This is a genomic window from Bacillus sp. V3-13, assembly GCF_002860165.1.
Taxonomy (GTDB): domain Bacteria; phylum Bacillota; class Bacilli; order Bacillales; family Cytobacillaceae; genus Bacillus_BJ.
In genome coordinates this window covers 25,677-43,009 of record NZ_PGUZ01000048.1, presented here as the reverse complement: position 1 = coordinate 43,009, position 17,333 = coordinate 25,677, and the positions used below count along the sequence as shown (strand labels likewise).

Here is a 17,333-nt window from a genome sequence, read left to right as displayed (position 1 = left end):
GGTGGAACACCCTGAAACCCGAGGACAAGAAGACAATATCTAATTCCTGTTTTCTACTCTACTCTAAAAACGGTTAGTTGTTAAGAGGTCACCTTTCACTCATTAAAAGAAAATGAATAGCTTTCATTATTATGATTTTTTCTCCACACTAACCTATAAAAAAACGCCTCCCATCAGCCAGAGCCATGGGAGGCGTTTTTAATATTATATAGCAGAGACTGCAATAATTTTAATTTGACCGGATTCAACGACTGCTTTGAAGTCTTTTACTTCAGGTTGTTCGAAGATAAAGTCGGCAATCGCATCCTCTAGTTGTTCCTGGATGACTCTGCGGAGCGGTCTTGCACCGAATGCAGGATCGTAGCCAAGTTCAACTAATTTCTCTTTTGCTTCATTTGAAACTTCCAAGCTTAAGCCTTGTGAAGCGAGAGTTTGATCCAGATCTTTCAGCATAATATCGACAATTTGCAGCAGGTCTTCTTTCTTTAATGCTGAGAATTCGATAATGCTGTCAAATCGGTTCAGGAATTCCGGTTTAAAGAATCCTCCGAGCGATTGCAGGATTGAAGCTTCCTCAATGGCTGAGCTTGCACCGAAGCCCATGACATTGCGTTTTTCACCAACGCCTGCATTGCTTGTCATGATAATAACTGTATTTTTGAAGCTTACAGTGCGGCCCTGGCTGTCGGTTAGACGGCCATCATCCAAAATTTGCAGGAACATATGCATGACATCCGGATGTGCTTTTTCAATTTCATCCATTAAAATAATGCTATATGGGTTTCTGCGAACTTTTTCTGTTAATTGTCCTGCCTCCTCATGTGCTACATATCCAGGAGGGGAACCAATTAATTTGGACACACTGTGTTTTTCCATAAATTCACTCATATCAAGGCGGATCATCGATTCTTTATCGCCGAACAACTCTTCAGCAAGCGCTTTTGATAACTCGGTTTTCCCTACACCGGTTGGACCTACAAACAGGAATGAACCGATTGGGCGGTTTTTCGATTTGAGTCCGGCACGGCTCCGGCGGATCGCTTTACTTACTTTTTTAACTGCTTCTTCCTGGCCAATCACTTTCTTGGCAATTTCTTCTTGAAGACGGACCATTCTGATCTGCTCATCTTCTTGGAGTTTCCCAACAGGAATACCGGTTTTTTCTTCGATGATCTTTTGAATATCTTCCACAGATACAACCGGGCGTTCTGTGGTTTGTCCTGACTGCAGAAGCTTTTCCAGGTTTGCTTCTTCATCCCGAAGCGCAGCTGCTTTTTCATAAGCTTCTTCTTTTAGTGCTTCTTCTTTCTCTTGATGAATTTGATCCAGGCGCTCTCTAATATGATCTTCATTGCCACCCTCAATTGTTAAGTTGAGTTTTGATCCTGCTTCATCCATCAAGTCGATCGCTTTGTCAGGAAGGAAGCGGTCCTGAATATAGCGATGTGAAAGTTCAACGGCTGCTTTAAGGGCTTCTTCACTGTAAGTGACTTCGTGGTAGCTTTCATATCTTTCTTTTAAGCCTTTCAGTATCGCGATCGCTTCTTCGATAGTCGGTTCATCTACTTGAACCGGCTGGAACCGGCGTTCAAGCGCGCCATCTTTTTCAATTTTTCGATACTCGGAAAGGGTTGTAGCCCCAACGAGCTGCAATTCACCGCGTGCAAGCGCCGGCTTCAGGATATTTCCTGCGTCCATTGAACCTTCAGCAGACCCCGCTCCGACGATTTGGTGGATTTCATCAATAAATAAAATCACATTTTTTCGTGCCTGCAATTCAGAAATCAGCTGTTTCATGCGCTCTTCAAATTGGCCGCGGATCCCTGTATTTGAAACAAGTGATGCAACATCAAGCATATAAACGACTTTGTTGCGGAGTTTAACCGGGACAGAGCCTTCAGCAATTTTTAAAGCCAAGCCCTCTGCAATAGCGGTTTTACCGACACCTGGTTCCCCAATCAGGACGGGGTTATTTTTGTTTCGCCGGTTTAAAATTTCAATGACTCTGCTTACCTCTTTTTCGCGACCGATCACAGGGTCAATGAGGCCAGCTTTTGCAGCATCTGTAAGATTGCGTCCATATTGACCGATCAATCCTCCGCCGCTGCTTTGCTGTTTGCGTCCTGCTTCTGGCTGTTTTCCTGTATCAAACGGGTTAAATGAATGAGAGAACCCCTCAAATGGATTATTCCCGATATTCATGCCACCCATGGCTGCACCAAGTTTATTACGCTCTTCTTTATAGCAAGTGGAGCACAATTTTAATTCATGGTATTGGCCGTTCACATTCATACTTAACTTAATAGTAGCGTGATTTTCATGACATTTTTCACAATACATACTGTGACTCCTCCTTTTATTGTTATTGAATCATTTTTAATGGTCATCATTTTTGATTTTGACTTTGACTAACTTTGACCTTTATTGAATTATACACTAATTTTCTATAATTTCAAGGTGTTTGTTTGGCATGGAAAAAATTAGTTCCATAGAATGAATTTCATAAAGCGATTCTTTAATTGAAAAACGAACAGTTATTTAAAATTAAGATAGTATTATTTGTTTCCTACGGCATACTCCTGTTCATTTAGACAATTTCATTCGTTTTTCGGTCTAGCTTATTACATTGTGAAATTTACTCCTATAAGATGTTTTTATTGCGGATAAAAGGTGATTAAGGAGGGGAAGTTACTCGCAAATTGAAAAGTAGACTTGTTTAAGCGACACCATTATAGAAGCTCTTCTCGAAGTAAAGAAAAACCCTTGTAGGGTTTTTCTTTACTTATCAATATAACAGCGCATTCGCGTCTACAATCTCGACAGTTAAATTGTCATTTGTTGATAAATCAATTTCGTATGGTTTTACTTCCTGGTCATCTTCATCCCTGATAATTCTGATCTCAGGGCGTCCAACTGCATTAAAATTATATTTCGTCACGATTCCGGTTCTGCCGTCATTCAGTCTCACCGTTAGTCCTTGCGGATAGATCGCAATGCAATTTTTAAATAGTTCAACTTGCTTGCTTTCAAATTTGGTGCCACTCCCGGCGTAAAGCAATTCCATCCCTTTATGTGGTAACATTGCAGGTCTGTAAACACGGTGACTCGTCGCTGCGTCAAATACATCTGCGACACTGAGAATTTTTGCGTAATTATGGATTTGGTCGCCCTTTAAACCGCGCGGATATCCTGAACCATCATTTCTTTCATGGTGTTGAAGCGCACAATGAGAAACAGGTAAAGGTATTTCATGAATCTTTCGGAGAAGGTCAAATCCCAGCTCCGTATGAGTCTTTATATGCTCATATTCCTCTGGCGTTAAATTTCCGGGTTTATTTAAAATTTCCGGTGTGATATACATCTTGCCCACATCATGCAACATTGCGCCCAGCCCGAGTTCTTCAATGTTTTTTAGCGGCAGCCCGTTCTCCAGGGCCAACTGGCAGGCATATATGCTTACGTTAAGACTGTGGGTGTACACATAATTATCATGGGCCTTTGTCGTTGCCAACAAATTAAGTGCAGTAGGATTCTCGGTTAAACAACTTAGGATATCTTTAAATATTTTTTGGAAACTTCGTATCGCTCTGCCGCTTTTAATCATTCCCTCAATATTTGCGGTGTTTTGCTGCAAACCGGCAATGGTTGTTAAACCTTCTGTTATGACATTCACAGCTTCTGTACGTAACTCCGCCGGAATGGACTCAATGATCTCAATTCCTTCTGATGCTTCATCCTCTATGTAAACTGTAGAAATGTTAAATTTTCTTAACCGCTCAATTAAGCCATCCGTCAGCTCGGTTCCTTTAGCTAAAAGAATTTGTCCGTTTTGATTGTAAATAGATTGACCTAATTTAATTCCCGATTCACATCGATCCAACGTGATTAAACGCATTTGCTCTCTCCACTCCAAATATAATGGATGCCTTTTTCTAAAATTGTATATCCATTATACCATATAAGAATATAGGTCTTTTAACCTATTAAAAGACGAAAAATAAAATAGAACAGCTCTTCGCTTTCTATTACCATCTTTCTTTAATAGATGCCATTTGATTGTTTTCCCCTCCGCCGAGGAGTTCGGCGGAGTTTTTTTTATGAATATTTCTTCTGTAAAATGGCTTAGTCACTGCCAACTCAGGTAAATAGTTCAGTGTTTACTTAAATTTAACAAACACTTAAAGTAGGATAAGGGATTAAAGAACTATAATAATAGTATGTAATCGACAATTTTCAACAAGGTGAACGTATGAAAAATAACCGAATGATGAATTGCATAAATTTCCTTGGTTTTTTAAAGTCGAACCGGGATGTTCTCTTTCAAGAATTTAAAAAAAAGGAAGAACTCCAGAGGCTTATGCAACCTGAAAAAGTAAATACTGTTTTTCAGCCAATCCTTTCACTAGAAAAAGGACGGACAATTGGATTTGAAATTCTAAACCGCCCGCAAACTACACCGCTGTTCTCGACTACAGAAAAGTTTTATGACTATGTGGGTAAAAGCCGCGACGTCTTTCTGGTCGAACATTTCTTGCGTAATCTTTCTCTTGAAAGGTACTCTGAACAAATTAAAAGTTCACAATCTCACAAGGACAAACTGGTGTTCCTTAACATCCAGCCCCAAGTGCTCGCAGATCCCGCTTACCAAAGCGGTAAAACACTGGAATTGCTCGCTAAACACAATCTTTCCCCAAACCAGATTGTTTTGGAGCTTACAGAAAAAGAAGCAGTCATTGACTATAGGCAGTTCGAAGGAATGATTGAACACTACCGGCACCAAGGATTTCGCATTGCAGTAGATGATGCGGGGACAGGATATAACAGCTTGAAAACGCTGGTTTATTTAAAACCAGAATTTATAAAGCTGGATAAATCTCTGATCCGAAATATCAGTGAACATCCTGCACAACAGCATTTAGTCGAACTGTTATTGAAATTTGCCCAGCAATCCGAAACGTTGATAATAGCAGAGGGAATTGAGACATTGTCAGAACTGAGGTTTTTACAGAAGCTTGGAGTTCATATGGGCCAGGGCTTTGGACTTGGAAAACCGAAGCCAACATTAATAAATGGAAGCTTACCCATATCCAACCCTCATATATACAAAGAATTTGCTTGAAAAATCCTATAGAACTATGATCATCCATGATAAACGAAAAACCCTTGTGGACATCACAAGGGCTTTTCGTTAGACTGATTTAATGATCTCTTCATCCAAATCCTCAAGGGTAAGAAACACACTCTTCTTAATTGCCTTACATCTTTTTTTCACCTTGGCAGCTTTTTTGCTTAATTGCCCGACTGTTGCAAGTGAATTATTTGTATTTTGAACCACGGCAATCGAAATACTTACCAGGGGAACATTTTCAAGTATTCCTTGTCTGCTGATAGCTTGCACATAACCTTTTTCTAATTCTTCCTTTGTATAAAAGCGGCGTATCGAATTGTCAAAGCGAGTGATGATTGAGTTGCATATTTCTTCATGCTGAAAATGTGGAATCACTGCAATAAAATCGTCTCCGCCAATATGTCCAACAAATGAAGGTTCGTTATCAGCAGTTTGAATCGTCTCCGTTACAATATTCGCTGTTTCGCGAATTAATTCATCCCCTTCTCTAAAGCCATATGTATCGTTAAAGACCTTAAATGAGTCGATATCAATATAGAGGACACTAAAACTCTTGTAGGATAACACTTCCTGCAAAATTTCCTCAATGACGTAATTGCCCGGCAGACCGGTAAGCGGATTGGAGTAACGCGCAATGTGAATTTGTACCTCTGACAATTTGATTAACAATTCCCGTATGCTTACAATCCCATACATGCGGTCCTGTTTTGTGACAATAACGCAGTCATAAAGATTACCCTGTTTTCGATTCATCGCAAGCGCACTGACTTCAGCAATTGGCACAGAGTAATCTACCGTCAACAGTTCCTGGTCCATGACAAGGTCGATGGTTCGTTTCATAAAAAGGTCAAAGCCGTATTTAGTAGAAAGCTTTTGATAAAAATGGGTTTTCATTACCAATCCAACTGGCTGTTCATTCGTGCATACCACAATTCCCTCTAATGATGGAATTTCATTAAACATCCTGTAGACTTCCTCACATTTTGTTGAAGGAGTTACGGTTTTAATTTCCTCTGCAATATCTCCAATAGTTATGTGCATTAAGACACCTTCATTTCCATATATGAGTTTTTTTCTATAAGAAATTCTGGTCTTCCCCGATAATCATAATCTCCGACATACCGCTCAATATTTAAACATTTCTCAAGTAGGACATTACTCCTTTTCTATTAAAATGATCGCACAACGAAAACATCATCGACTTTGCTAAGCCTGGATGAGTACTATCTTTTAGACTATGAACTTGTTACCTTCCTGCCACACTTTATAAGGCAAAGAACTGAGCCGTCCTGATATGAAAAATAAGGGCTGGAATACGTGTAATTAGAGTTAGGAATGAATTTCACAGATGGATGTAAATGCGAGGCTGATTCATGGATAAACACCATCCCAAAAATTATCAAATGCTCTTATTTATAAGTTACTGTATTAATATTAATCGTTTGTAAAATAGATGTAAAATATAAGAATTATATTATGAATTTTTACCTATGACAGAAGTATCTCTTTTTTTATAATGGAACACAACTATTTTATGGAAAATTTTTTTAAAAAAACAAAATTGGCAAAAGAATTCCCCCTGCCAATTAAAAAATTCACTATAAATGGTATTTATTCAAATCGGATTCTGCTCATTCCAAAAAACAAGAACAATAACGCAAATGCAAGCAGGATCGCAACATTATCGAGCACATCAAGGAGAGTTCCTCCATTGGCGACAAGATCTGTGAAGCCTCTCATCGCCCAGGTTTGCGGCAAAAATTCTGCGATTTTTTGCATAAACACCGGTTCTATTTCAATCGGCCAGTAGACACCGCTCACCATACAGGTAGAAACGACAATCAGATTTCCGATTGAAGCTTGCTGCTCGACCGTGTTTACCATTCCTGCATTCAGTAAGCCCAAACCCACGACAGCAAACAACAGAGCTGAAACTAATAGAATGACAGCAACCGGGTCTCCCCAATTCACATCGAACAGAAAATGAGTAAAGATCATCAACACTCCGAATTGAATCCAACCTATCAGAAAGAAAGATAATAGATAACCTGTGGAAATTTCAAATCTTGAAGCAGGAGTTGCGAGCATACGATACCAAACTCCATTTTTCCGCGCCTCCAAAATCGTTCCGGTCACACTCATCATCATCATCATGACAAACATAATTGAAAACCCCGAAGCACTCGCCGACATGCCGCTCATTGGCAGTGCTGAGTTTTTCGTGTTGATGTTCATTTTATCAATAGCTAAAGGCTGTGTTTGCGACGCGTTTTCCAGTCTGGCAAACATCACTTTCCAAGCCTCACTACTGTATTCACTCCACTTTTTTGAAGCTAAAACCTCAAGTTTCATTTTTTCCAGCTTATTGGATAAAATTTGTGTAATCGTAGAAATTGAAGTGAACTCTGGGACATGCTGAAAAGTGATAATCGGCGTTTGATTTGCAAGCATTCCTTCTTGAAACCCTGTAGATACAATAATTGCTCCGCACAATTTAATAAAAAATAATTAAGCGGAAACAAGCAACAATTAAGCGTTCATTGAAATAATTGCGCCAAAAATCCAGGAATTAAGCGATAATCCGAATTAATTAAGCGAAACGGTTTTTTTGGGGTGTTCTCCTACATTAACACAACAACAAAGAGTTCAAATTAAAAAGAAGCGGATAAGAATAACCCGCTTCCTGGTAAATTTTCAAGCTAAATGTTGCCGACCAACCATTCTACTTCTATAATTTAAATCTCACTAACGTCGTTTGCATATCTTCAGCCAATACAGACAAGGATTGCGCCGATGCTGAAACCTCTTCCATTGTGGCAAGCTGTTCTTGACTGGCTGCTGCGTTCTGCTGGCTTGTGGTAGCTCCTTCTTCAGCTACTCCTTTTACTACTTCAATCGCTTCGACGATTTGTTTGCTTCCTTCTGACATCTGTGTAATAGAGGTTGCAACCTCTTGGACTTTATCACTGACAAGGGAGACCCCTTGTTCAATCATTTGGAATAGTTCTCCGAACTTTTGAGTTTTCACAACACCGTCTGCTACTTTTTCAGTACCAATTACCATTGAAGAAACAGCCTGGTCAGTTTCTTTTTGAATCGCACCGATTAGTTCAGAGATTTGTTGTGCCGAAGCAGACGATTGTTCTGCCAGCTTCCTTACTTCATCCGCTACAACGGCAAAACCTTGGCCATGTTCTCCGGCACGGGCTGCTTCGATTGCCGCATTTAAAGCAAGTAAATTAGTTTGGCTTGAAATTTCGGTAATGATGGAGACAATCCCGACAATTTCCTTGGAGCGCTCACCAAGATTTTGGATAATTGCAGACGTACTTTGAACGGTTTGATGAATATCGTTCATATGAGTGATCACATCTTCAACGCTGTTAGCACCATCAGTGGATATTTGTAACGTATGTTGAGTTAATTCGGATACTTCGCCACTGTTTGCTGCAATCTGCTCTATCCCTGCAGACATTTGGTTAATGGCAGTGGCCGCTCCATTAATGCTGTTTAGTTGTTCATCTGCACCCGCAGCAATCTGTTGGGTGGCTGCCGCGACTTGCTGGGCGGAAAGGCTGCTTTGTTCTGCGATTGCCGTTAACTCTTCTGAAGATGCCGTCAGCGTATTAGCTGATTTATTCACCTGACTTAAAACGGAACGAAGAGAATCTACCATGGCATTAAAGCTTTGTCCCAATTGTCCCAATTCATCATGCGATGTAATTTCAATCCTTTCATCGAGACTGCCTTGGTTGATTTTTTCTGTTGCAGCGATTAGGTTTCTTAACGGCCTGTTGATCGATTTGATAATAAAATAGACTAATATCGCTGCAGCAATCAATGCCCCTAAAATAACCATGAACGTCGTTACTAAAATCGAACGGGCCTCCTCGTCTATTTCCGAGGAATACATCGTTCCGGAAATTTTCCATCCCGTTAATTTGTTTGTTTCAAACATGAGCTTTTTTTCTTCGCCCTGCAGCATGTATTCTGTTGATCCTGAATCATGCTCAAACATATATTTATGCTCTGCTCCATTAGCATCGGCACCAACCGGTTGTTTAGGGTGAATCAAAAACTTGCTATTTTTATCAAGTACTTGCGGGTAACCCTCATTACCTATTTTCGCCTCGTTGACCATCGCAGCCAAAGTGTCAATATTAACGTCAAAAGCTACTACCCCGCTGTTGTCATTCAGCGTTTTTGCCACTGTTATCGTGACCAGGCCTGAACTTTTATCCTCGACAGGGTCAGTAATAATCACTTTTCCTGAATGATCGGCCGCCTGTTGAAACCATGCTTTTTCTTTAGGGTCGCCTGACACCTTTTCAGAAGAGCTTAATAAAGCTCCCGTACGGGTACCTATATAGACATTTTCAATTTCCGGATATATTTCAGTAAAATCGCCAAGCTTTTTTGAAGTGGTTGTAATTTGTGATTGTTCAAGCTGGTCATTTGTAAAAGAACCAGATAAATAATTTACCACTTTCATTTTATCTTCGAAAAATAGATTTACATTTTGATTGATTAATTTAACATTTTCACTGGCTGCATTCAGAATTTGCTCTTCAACTTTAACCTTTGCAGATTGATATGATATTAATCCAATTACTATGCTTGGAATTAATAAAACTAATGAAAAAGATACGATAAGTTTATTCTTGATGTTGAATTTTAAAAACGAAAACATATGTAATCCTGTTCCTTTCTGTAGTTGAAATATCTTTGATGAATTATACTTCTTTGCTAATCTCTTCCTCCCTTTTGCCATATAAAAAAACGCTTGCTGTTTTAGAGGATAATCCAGAAACAGGAAGCGTTTGGTTTTCAGCAGGTCCGCTACTAAATAACTACAAAACTTCACAAAGAAAGGTGTTGTTCATTTATGTACAACAGGTTCACTGATGTCATAATAAATTTCACCTTTTTATATTAGTACATATAGACTAAATTAAATTGCCTTATTTATAAAAATAAGGAAAATATGCCTGGTTTTATGATTAAAACATATATAAAATCCAATTGTCAATAAATTTTCCATAAAAAACGCGAAGTTATCGCCTACGCTTGAGAAGATCACTCTTCAAATTACGCAAAGAAGGACTTTCATCATGACCAAGAAAGTCCTTCTTTTGATTTGTTTGTTTGTATACAATCTGAGATCCGTACATATTTTTTTATTATTTTTTAAAGACGGAGAACAACTTAAATAATCAGCCGGGTGGCTTTTAGTCTTAGTGGACAGAAAAAATTGCACTCCAATTATATACGATTAAAAATACTGTCGTAGATACCAGCAAAGCAGTAATAAACAGTACAAATTTCTTTCCTGCCCAGCATAATAAAATGATTGATAAGCCTAATGATGCTCCCATGTATGTAAACCAGGGGAATTGTGCATGGTCCAAAGACAAATAAAAGCCAAAGTTCGCAGTTAAGACTATGGCAAACAGGATTTGATTCATCATCCTGATTTCTGATTTGTTATGTTCAGTCATAAAGCTTTGTTCACTCATAATCTTCCTCCTTTCTATTACAATATAACTTAAACAAGTTAAATAACTTATTTACAAATAGTTTTTGAGGAGTATAATAATACAAGAAACTGGAATGTCAATATGTTTATATTACTATAATTATGTTGAAATTAGTAATATTTTGTTGAAGTTTGTGAAAAATCATTACTTTTATTTCGATGTATCGCTTTTTATGCAACCAGAATGTCTACATAAATACTTTGGTTTGTTATTTTTAAAAAGTAAAAATTCCAACTATTATTATATCGATATTCTAATACATAAAAATCTTGATCGAAATAAAAGAGCGGAGGATGAATTTACTACATAATTAACGGGTGGTAAACAAAATGGATAAGGAATATACTCTCGAGGAGCATTTAACGGAGTTAAGAAAACGATTAATTATTGTTCTAATGTCGTTTTTAGTGTCTTTAGGAATAGGTTTTAGTGTTTCATCAAAGTTATTAAACTTTATAAAATCACAGCCTGCAGCTGTAGACATAGATTGGAATGTTTTTGGTTTTACGGATGGGATACTTATTTATTTTAAGTGCGCCATCCTCATTTCCATTCTAATTACATTACCAATTGCACTGCACCAAATCTGGCTTTTTGTAAAACCGGGGATGACGGTGGAAGAAGCAAAAGGAACCTTTTTCTATATTCCCGTTTCATTTTTCTTATTTTTAGCAGGTGCCTGCTTTAGTTACTTTATCTTATTCCCTTTAATGATGGAGTTCATGTCAACGATCAATCAAACAATAGGTGCAACAGAAACATATGGAATGAATCAGTATTTTACGTTTATGTTTAATCTTATTATTCCAGTTGCGATTGTTTTTGAGATGCCGGTTGTCGTTCTTTTCTTGACGAAGTTGGGGATGATCACTCCAAATTATTTGAGGAAAATGAGGAAAGCCGCTTATTTTGTACTGGTCATTATAGGTGTTTTTATTTCGCCTCCGGATTTAATCTCTGATTTCCTGATTATTATCCCGTTGCTGGTACTTTTTGAAATAAGTATTTTAGTTTCGAGTTGGTCTTTAAAACGAAAATAGATGGGGGAATTTTCATTGTCCGAAAAAGAAGTTGTAAAAAAAGAAAACAAGTCGACAAGACGTACCTTTATCCGGAATTCTGGTCTGACTGTCGGGGGCGTTGTACTCGGAGGCGCACTTGGAAGCTTGCTTGGTCAAAAGCCGGCCGCTCCGGTTTCAAAGCCGGCCATGGATCATTCAGAGATGGCTTCTAACCCTAACCAGGCCTTAATGTACTTCACTCCGGATCAATTTAAAGTTATCGATGCAGCTGCAGAGGTCATCTTCCCAAAAACTGAAGTCGGTCCTGGCGCAAAAGAATTACTTGTTGCCTACTATATTGACCACCAGTTGGCTGGCCCTTTTGGTATGAATACGAAGGAATATATGTCAGGTCCATTTTCTCCTGCTGAAGCTGTTCCTGAACAGGGATACCAAACGCACTTAAAGCGCCAGGAGATATTTGATCTTGGCATTATGGCTTTAAACGACGAAGCAAATAAGCGTTTCAAAGCTAAGTTTCCTGAACTGGAAGAAGAGCAACAGATTAAGATTTTAATAGACTTTGAAGCGGATAAAGTGAAAATCAATGGTTCAGTTACTTCAAAATTCTTCTTTACTTTATTGCGCAAGGTGACGATTGAAGGTGCCTATGCGGATCCAATGTATGGCGGTAATAAAGATATGTCCGGATGGAAGATGAAAAACTTCCCTGGACACCAGGCTGGATACACTCATCTCGGTAAAGATGAATTTGTCGCTGTTGAACCAAAAGCTTTGAATTCTCAACATAAACATTAAGGATAAAGGGTGAAAGAGAATGGCTACACAATTACCAAAAACGGACATCGTAGTAGTCGGTGTAGGCTGGGTTGGAGGCATCATCGCAGCCGAACTGGCTCGTAAAGGATATAAAGTTGTTGGCATTGAACGCGGAAAAGAACGCTCTACAGAAGACTATTTCATGGCTCATGACGAACTGCGTTACGCGGAGCGCAAAGAAATGATGCAGGATATGTCAAAGGAAACCGTCACATTCCGCCACAACATGAAACAAAAAGCTTTACCGTACCGTGAATGGGGTTCTTTCCTAATCGGGGACGGTGTCGGTGGTTCAGGTATGCACTGGAATGGACAAACATTCCGCTTCCTTCCATACGATTTTGAAATATATTCAAAAACGGTTGAACGGTATGGAAAAGATAAAATCCCTCAAGGAATGCAATTGCAGGACTGGGGTATTACTTATGATGAATTGAAGCCTTATTTTGATAAATTTGATTTGATGACCGGAATATCGGGTGAACCGAATCCATTACCAGATGCGCCGCAAATCGAGTATCCAAACCCGCCGATGATTGAAACACCGGTTACTAAGTTGTTTAAAGATGCAACCAAAAAACTTGGTTATCATCCGTACCATATGCCTTCTAACAACCTGTCACAAAATTATACAAATCCAGATGGCATCAGCCGCGGAGCATGTCAGTATTGTGGTTTCTGTGAGCGTTTCGGCTGTGAATATGGCGCAAAAGCTTCACCGATTGTAACGGTTCTTCCTGTTGCCAAAGAAACAGGCAATTTCGAAGTCCGTACACATTCAGTTGTACGGAAGGTTATCCATAGTAATGGCCGCGCTACTGGCGTTCTATATGTGGATACCCGCACAGGTGAAGAATTTATCCAGCCGGCTGAAGTTGTCGTTGTATCGGCTTATCAATTAAACAACATTAAGATTCTATTAAACTCTCAATTGGGTAAACTATATGATCCAAACACTGGGACAGGTGTTGTCGGCAAAAACTATGCCTACCAAACATACCTTGGCCGTGCAAGAGGATTTTTTGATGATAATGAATTCAACCTTTACGGTGGCGCTGGTGCACTTGGTGCACAAATTGACGATTTTAATGGTGATTTCTTTGACCATTCAAATTTAAATTTCCTGCACGGGGCAACGATTCATATCACCCATCTTGGCGACCGGCCGATTGCGAACAACTGGGTTCCACCTGGCACACCGACCTGGGGTAAAGAATTTAAGGACAAATCTACGTTCTATGCAAATAGAAACCTGATTATTGCAGCCCAAGGTGCGAGTTTGCCATTCCAGGACAATTACATTGATCTGGATCCAACATATAAAGATGCTTTCGGAGATCCTTTATTACGGATGACTTTCAACTGGAAAGACCAGGACCGCAACCTGATGAAGTTCATGGGTGATAAGTCCGAAGAAATTATGAAAGAAATGGGTGCGACTCATATCCTTAAAGGTGGAGAAGATGTTAAGGATTACGATATTCGCAACTATCAATCCACACATAATACAGGTGGAGTGATCATGGGGGATAACCCGCAAACAAGCGTGTTAAACAGCTATCTGCAAATGTGGGATTGTGAAAACGTGTTTGTACCAGGAGCTTCTGCATTCCCGCATAACTCCGGTTACAATCCAACGAACACAGTTGGAGCACTGGCTTACCGTGCAGCTGAAGGAATTGAGAAATACCTGGCTAACGGCGGATCATTAGTTTAATAGATTATTTGAGGTGAAGAGCAATGGCGAATATCGGTATACCGGGTTTAATCATCATTCTGATTCTTGCTTTAATCATTTTCGGGCCGTCGAAGCTGCCTCAATTAGGGCGTGCAGTTGGACAAACTTTGAAAGAATTTAAAAATTCTACTAAAGATGTTGTAGACGAAGTAACGTCTGAATTTGAATTAGAAGAAAAGCAAACAGATCTAAAAAAGAAAAACGTTTAAAAAAATGCTTCTGCCAGTTTATTAGCAACACTGCTGGCAGAAGCATTTTTTTAATCGATAATTGAAACTGTATGGCATTTAACCTTGTTCCGTGCCAGTTTTTCTCTAATGAAAAATTTATGTTGTATTTATCCCTTTAATCCAGAATTGAAATAATGTCCTCTTTACTGTGTGCACGCATAATAATTTCCAGTTTTTTCTCGTCTCTCAATACAGCGGCCAGTAATTGCAATATTTCTGTGTGACTCATTCCATCAGTTCCACAGACAGCGAAGACTAGCTTAATAGGATCATTGCTATGGTGTCCAAAAAAAACTGGATTTTTAAGGCGTATCAGGGCCAGACTCTGTTCAAGAACGCCTTGTTCCGGTCTTGCGTGCGGAATCGCAATTGATGGTGCGACAGCCATATAAGGTCCAAAATCATTAAACCCTTGCACCATGGCATCGACATAACGCTCTTCCACTTTACCTTCTTGCACTAACAGCGCCCCTGCCTTTCTTATTGCTTCTACCGGCGTTTCTGCTTCAACATCCAAACAGATTAAATTTTCGTTTAGAGGCAGCATCCCGTCACTTCACTTTCTTATTTATATGATTTCACTTGTTTCTCCAAAAAGGTCAATATCATATTGATAGCGATCTGAACGTTTGCCATTTTCACCAGTTCATACGCGGCTGATCAGGGAGATAAGAAATCCTTGTGATGTGAAGAATGGCTAAACGAGAGAACATCCCGGATCAATTGCTGCAACTGTTATTTGTTGGGCTCATATAAATCCCATGCCAGTTTCAATGAATCTACAATATAATCTGCTACTTCCTCGCTGTTGTGATTGTCTGTTTGAACTTTTGAATGGTGTGTGGAATATATTTCTTGCCGCTTATAAAACAGTTCTTTTATATCGTCAATTGATCTTCCTTGTAAAACAGGGCGGCTATCGATAATCAGGCTTATTCTTTCTTTCCATGATTCCCAGGATAAATCGAGAAAGAAAACGATGCAGGAGGCCAGGCATGCTTCCCTGATTTCCTCTTGTAAAAAAGCCCCGCCGCCGACAGAGATAATATGTAATTTTTGCTTGGACAATTCAATGATTAAATTTTTCTCTTTTTCCCTAAATGCCTTCTCGCCAATTTTTTGAAAAATCTGTGAAACCGGCATATTGAATTCCTTTTCAATTTGTTCATCGATATCGATAAAATCGCGGTAAAGTTTTTTAGCCACAAGCTTGCCGATCGTCGTTTTCCCCACACCCATAAACCCGATAAACACGATACTTCTTTCTCTTAACGAAACTTCACGGTTCTGCAATCCACTCAATCCCCCTGGTTTATACGGTCAAAAAACATTCAAATCAAAAGTTGAACTTATGTAATTTATACTATTAATAATAGCACAAGTTTATTGAACGAACCCAGTTTTCACGCGTGCATGCGGCTGACTCCCGTTCGGAATCCACAAAAAATCCCCCTAAGCAACAGCCGGCATTTTCCTAAGGCTGCTTACTCAGCGGGATTTATTGCTTGCTGACCCTTCATAGTGGTCAACAGCTTCTTTATTTAGACAGCTTTTTGCAAGTCCTTCATTTCTGAAATAGCCATTCCGCTCTTCGTTTCGTCAAATTCCTTTTCACTTTTTGCCACAACGATAGTGGCGATTCCGTTTCCAATCAGGTTTACAATCGCTCTTCCTTCACTCATGAACCGGTCGACACCAAGAAGCAATGCCAGCCCTTCGAGAGGAATTACCTGCAATGCTGCCAGAGTCGAAGCGAGGACGATAAATCCGCTGCCTGTCACGCCGGCAGCCCCTTTCGATGTCAGCATTAACACCAGGAGAACTGTAATTTGCTGCCCGATTGACAGGTCTACACCGAATACTTGGGCAAGAAAGACAACTGCCATCGATAAATATATGGAAGTTCCATCAAGGTTAAACGAATAGCCTGTTGGGATCACAAGCCCGACAACCGATTTCGAACATCCGTAACGTTCCATTTTGTCCATCATTCTTGGCAACACTGATTCTGACGAACTTGTGCCAAGTACGATCAGGATTTCGTCCTTAATAAACTTTAAGTAATTCCAGAGGCTAAAGCCATATGCTTTACAAATTATATTTAAAACGACAAAAATGAATAGGAACATCGTGATATAGACGGACATCATTAATTTAGCCAACGGTACCAATGAGGCGAGCCCAAAATTGCCAATTGTATAAGCCATTGCACCAAAAGCGCCAATTGGAGCCGCTTTCATAACATATCCGATAATCTTGAAGAACACGAGCGACAGTTTATCGAGGAAATCAATAAGGCCCTTTCCTTTTTCCCCAAGAGCTGCCAGACCTACTCCAAACAAAATCGAAAAGAATAATACTTGTAAAATATCACCCTTTGCAAATGCATCGAACATATTGGGAGGAACAATGTGGGTGATGAACTCGATCCAATTAAGACCCTCGCCGCCATTTTGCGTATATTGTGAGACATCGCCTTTTTCAAGTTCATTAAAATTCAAGCCTGCACCGGGCTTTACAACATTAACAACGATGAGACCAATTGCTAATGCTAAAGTGGTGACGACTTCAAAATAGATGAACGCTTTTCCGCCGACCTTGCCGACTTTTTTCATATCGCCCATTTTTGCGATTCCGAGGACGATTGTTAAGAAAATAATCGGTGCAATCACCATTTTTACCGCATTTATAAATGTGTCCCCTATTGGTTTCATTTCTTTTCCGACACCAGGCCAGATCAGACCAACCATCACACCTATAAAAATTGCAGTCAAAACTTGAAAGGTTAAATTCTTGAATAACGGTTTTAACTTCATTTAAACCCCTCCCCTTATTTGCCTGAAAAATTTCTGCCATCCC

General features: G+C 39.5%; 14 protein-coding genes and 1 pseudogene. 5 read left to right on the top strand and 10 right to left on the bottom strand.

Features of this window, described 5'->3' with window-relative positions; translation table 11 throughout:
- Positions 1-204 precede the first annotated feature (204 nt).
- Both CU633_RS16985 and CU633_RS16980 read right to left on the bottom strand, forming a co-directional pair.
- Entirely contained in the window at positions 205-2,340 is a 2,136-nt protein-coding gene (locus CU633_RS16985) for an ATP-dependent Clp protease ATP-binding subunit (RefSeq protein ID WP_101661774.1), read from the bottom strand.
- Positions 2,341-2,785: 445 nt separating this feature from the next.
- Entirely contained in the window at positions 2,786-3,895 is a 1,110-nt protein-coding gene (locus CU633_RS16980; protein WP_101661773.1) for an HD-GYP domain-containing protein, read from the bottom strand.
- A gap of 354 nt (positions 3,896-4,249) precedes the next feature.
- Between CU633_RS16980 and CU633_RS16975 the strand changes: the two genes are divergently transcribed.
- Complete coding sequence (locus tag CU633_RS16975; protein ID WP_101661772.1) at positions 4,250-5,119, top strand: EAL domain-containing protein; 870 nt, start codon at positions 4,250-4,252, stop codon at positions 5,117-5,119.
- Between the two features lie 69 nt (positions 5,120-5,188).
- Here the strand turns inward: CU633_RS16975 and CU633_RS16970 are convergent, their stop codons facing one another.
- The 5 genes and pseudogenes from CU633_RS16970 to CU633_RS16955 form a co-directional block, all read right to left on the bottom strand.
- The gene (locus CU633_RS16970) at positions 5,189-6,169 is read right to left on the bottom strand and encodes a GGDEF domain-containing protein (protein WP_101661771.1); all 981 of its coding nucleotides are present in this window, start codon (positions 6,167-6,169) and stop codon (positions 5,189-5,191) included.
- Positions 6,170-6,739: 570 nt separating this feature from the next.
- Positions 6,740-7,621 carry an ABC transporter permease gene (locus tag CU633_RS16965; RefSeq protein ID WP_257958935.1) on the bottom strand — a complete coding sequence of 294 codons (882 nt, stop codon included), beginning with the start codon at positions 7,619-7,621 and terminating at the stop codon, positions 6,740-6,742.
- Positions 7,622-7,856: 235 nt separating this feature from the next.
- Positions 7,857-8,804 (bottom strand): methyl-accepting chemotaxis protein, encoded by a 948-nt coding sequence (locus CU633_RS23665; protein WP_374703384.1) that lies wholly within the window; start codon positions 8,802-8,804, stop codon positions 7,857-7,859.
- Positions 8,799-9,818: pseudogene (locus CU633_RS23660) on the bottom strand (cache domain-containing protein); the annotation flags it as partial. The pseudogene CU633_RS23660 and the gene CU633_RS23665, both read right to left, overlap by 6 nt.
- Positions 9,819-10,362: 544 nt before the next feature.
- Positions 10,363-10,644, bottom strand: coding sequence for a hypothetical protein (locus CU633_RS16955; RefSeq protein ID WP_101661768.1), 282 nt, complete (start codon positions 10,642-10,644; stop codon positions 10,363-10,365).
- 350 nt (positions 10,645-10,994) lie between these two features.
- Here CU633_RS16955 and tatC point away from each other — a divergent pair, with 350 nt between their 5' ends.
- Genes tatC through tatA form a run of 4 tightly spaced genes read left to right on the top strand, consistent with a single transcriptional unit; the run spans position 10,995 to position 14,453 of the window.
- Positions 10,995-11,705: a twin-arginine translocase subunit TatC gene (gene tatC / locus CU633_RS16950; RefSeq protein ID WP_101661767.1), complete on the top strand. Its 711-nt coding sequence runs from the start codon at positions 10,995-10,997 to the stop codon at positions 11,703-11,705.
- A 15-nt stretch (positions 11,706-11,720) separates the two neighbouring features.
- Positions 11,721-12,485 (top strand): gluconate 2-dehydrogenase subunit 3 family protein, encoded by a 765-nt coding sequence (locus CU633_RS16945; protein WP_257958934.1) that lies wholly within the window; start codon positions 11,721-11,723, stop codon positions 12,483-12,485.
- Positions 12,486-12,504: 19 nt separating this feature from the next.
- A complete protein-coding gene (locus CU633_RS16940; RefSeq protein ID WP_101661765.1) occupies positions 12,505-14,223 on the top strand; it encodes a GMC family oxidoreductase in 1,719 nt (572 codons plus the stop codon).
- A gap of 23 nt (positions 14,224-14,246) precedes the next feature.
- Positions 14,247-14,453, top strand: a complete 207-nt coding sequence (gene tatA, locus CU633_RS16935) for a twin-arginine translocase TatA/TatE family subunit (RefSeq protein ID WP_101661764.1) — start codon at positions 14,247-14,249, stop codon at positions 14,451-14,453.
- Positions 14,454-14,589: 136 nt separating this feature from the next.
- Here tatA and CU633_RS16930 read toward each other — a convergent pair whose 3' ends face one another.
- The 3 genes from CU633_RS16930 to dctP form a co-directional block, all read right to left on the bottom strand.
- The gene (locus tag CU633_RS16930) at positions 14,590-15,021 is read right to left on the bottom strand and encodes a PTS sugar transporter subunit IIA (protein ID WP_101661763.1); all 432 of its coding nucleotides are present in this window, start codon (positions 15,019-15,021) and stop codon (positions 14,590-14,592) included.
- Positions 15,022-15,209: 188 nt separating this feature from the next.
- Positions 15,210-15,767 carry a shikimate kinase gene (locus CU633_RS16925; protein ID WP_101661762.1) on the bottom strand — a complete coding sequence of 186 codons (558 nt, stop codon included), beginning with the start codon at positions 15,765-15,767 and terminating at the stop codon, positions 15,210-15,212.
- A 248-nt stretch (positions 15,768-16,015) separates the two neighbouring features.
- Complete coding sequence (dctP, locus tag CU633_RS16920) at positions 16,016-17,290, bottom strand: C4-dicarboxylate transporter DctP (protein ID WP_101661761.1); 1,275 nt, start codon at positions 17,288-17,290, stop codon at positions 16,016-16,018.
- Positions 17,291-17,333 lie beyond the last annotated feature (43 nt).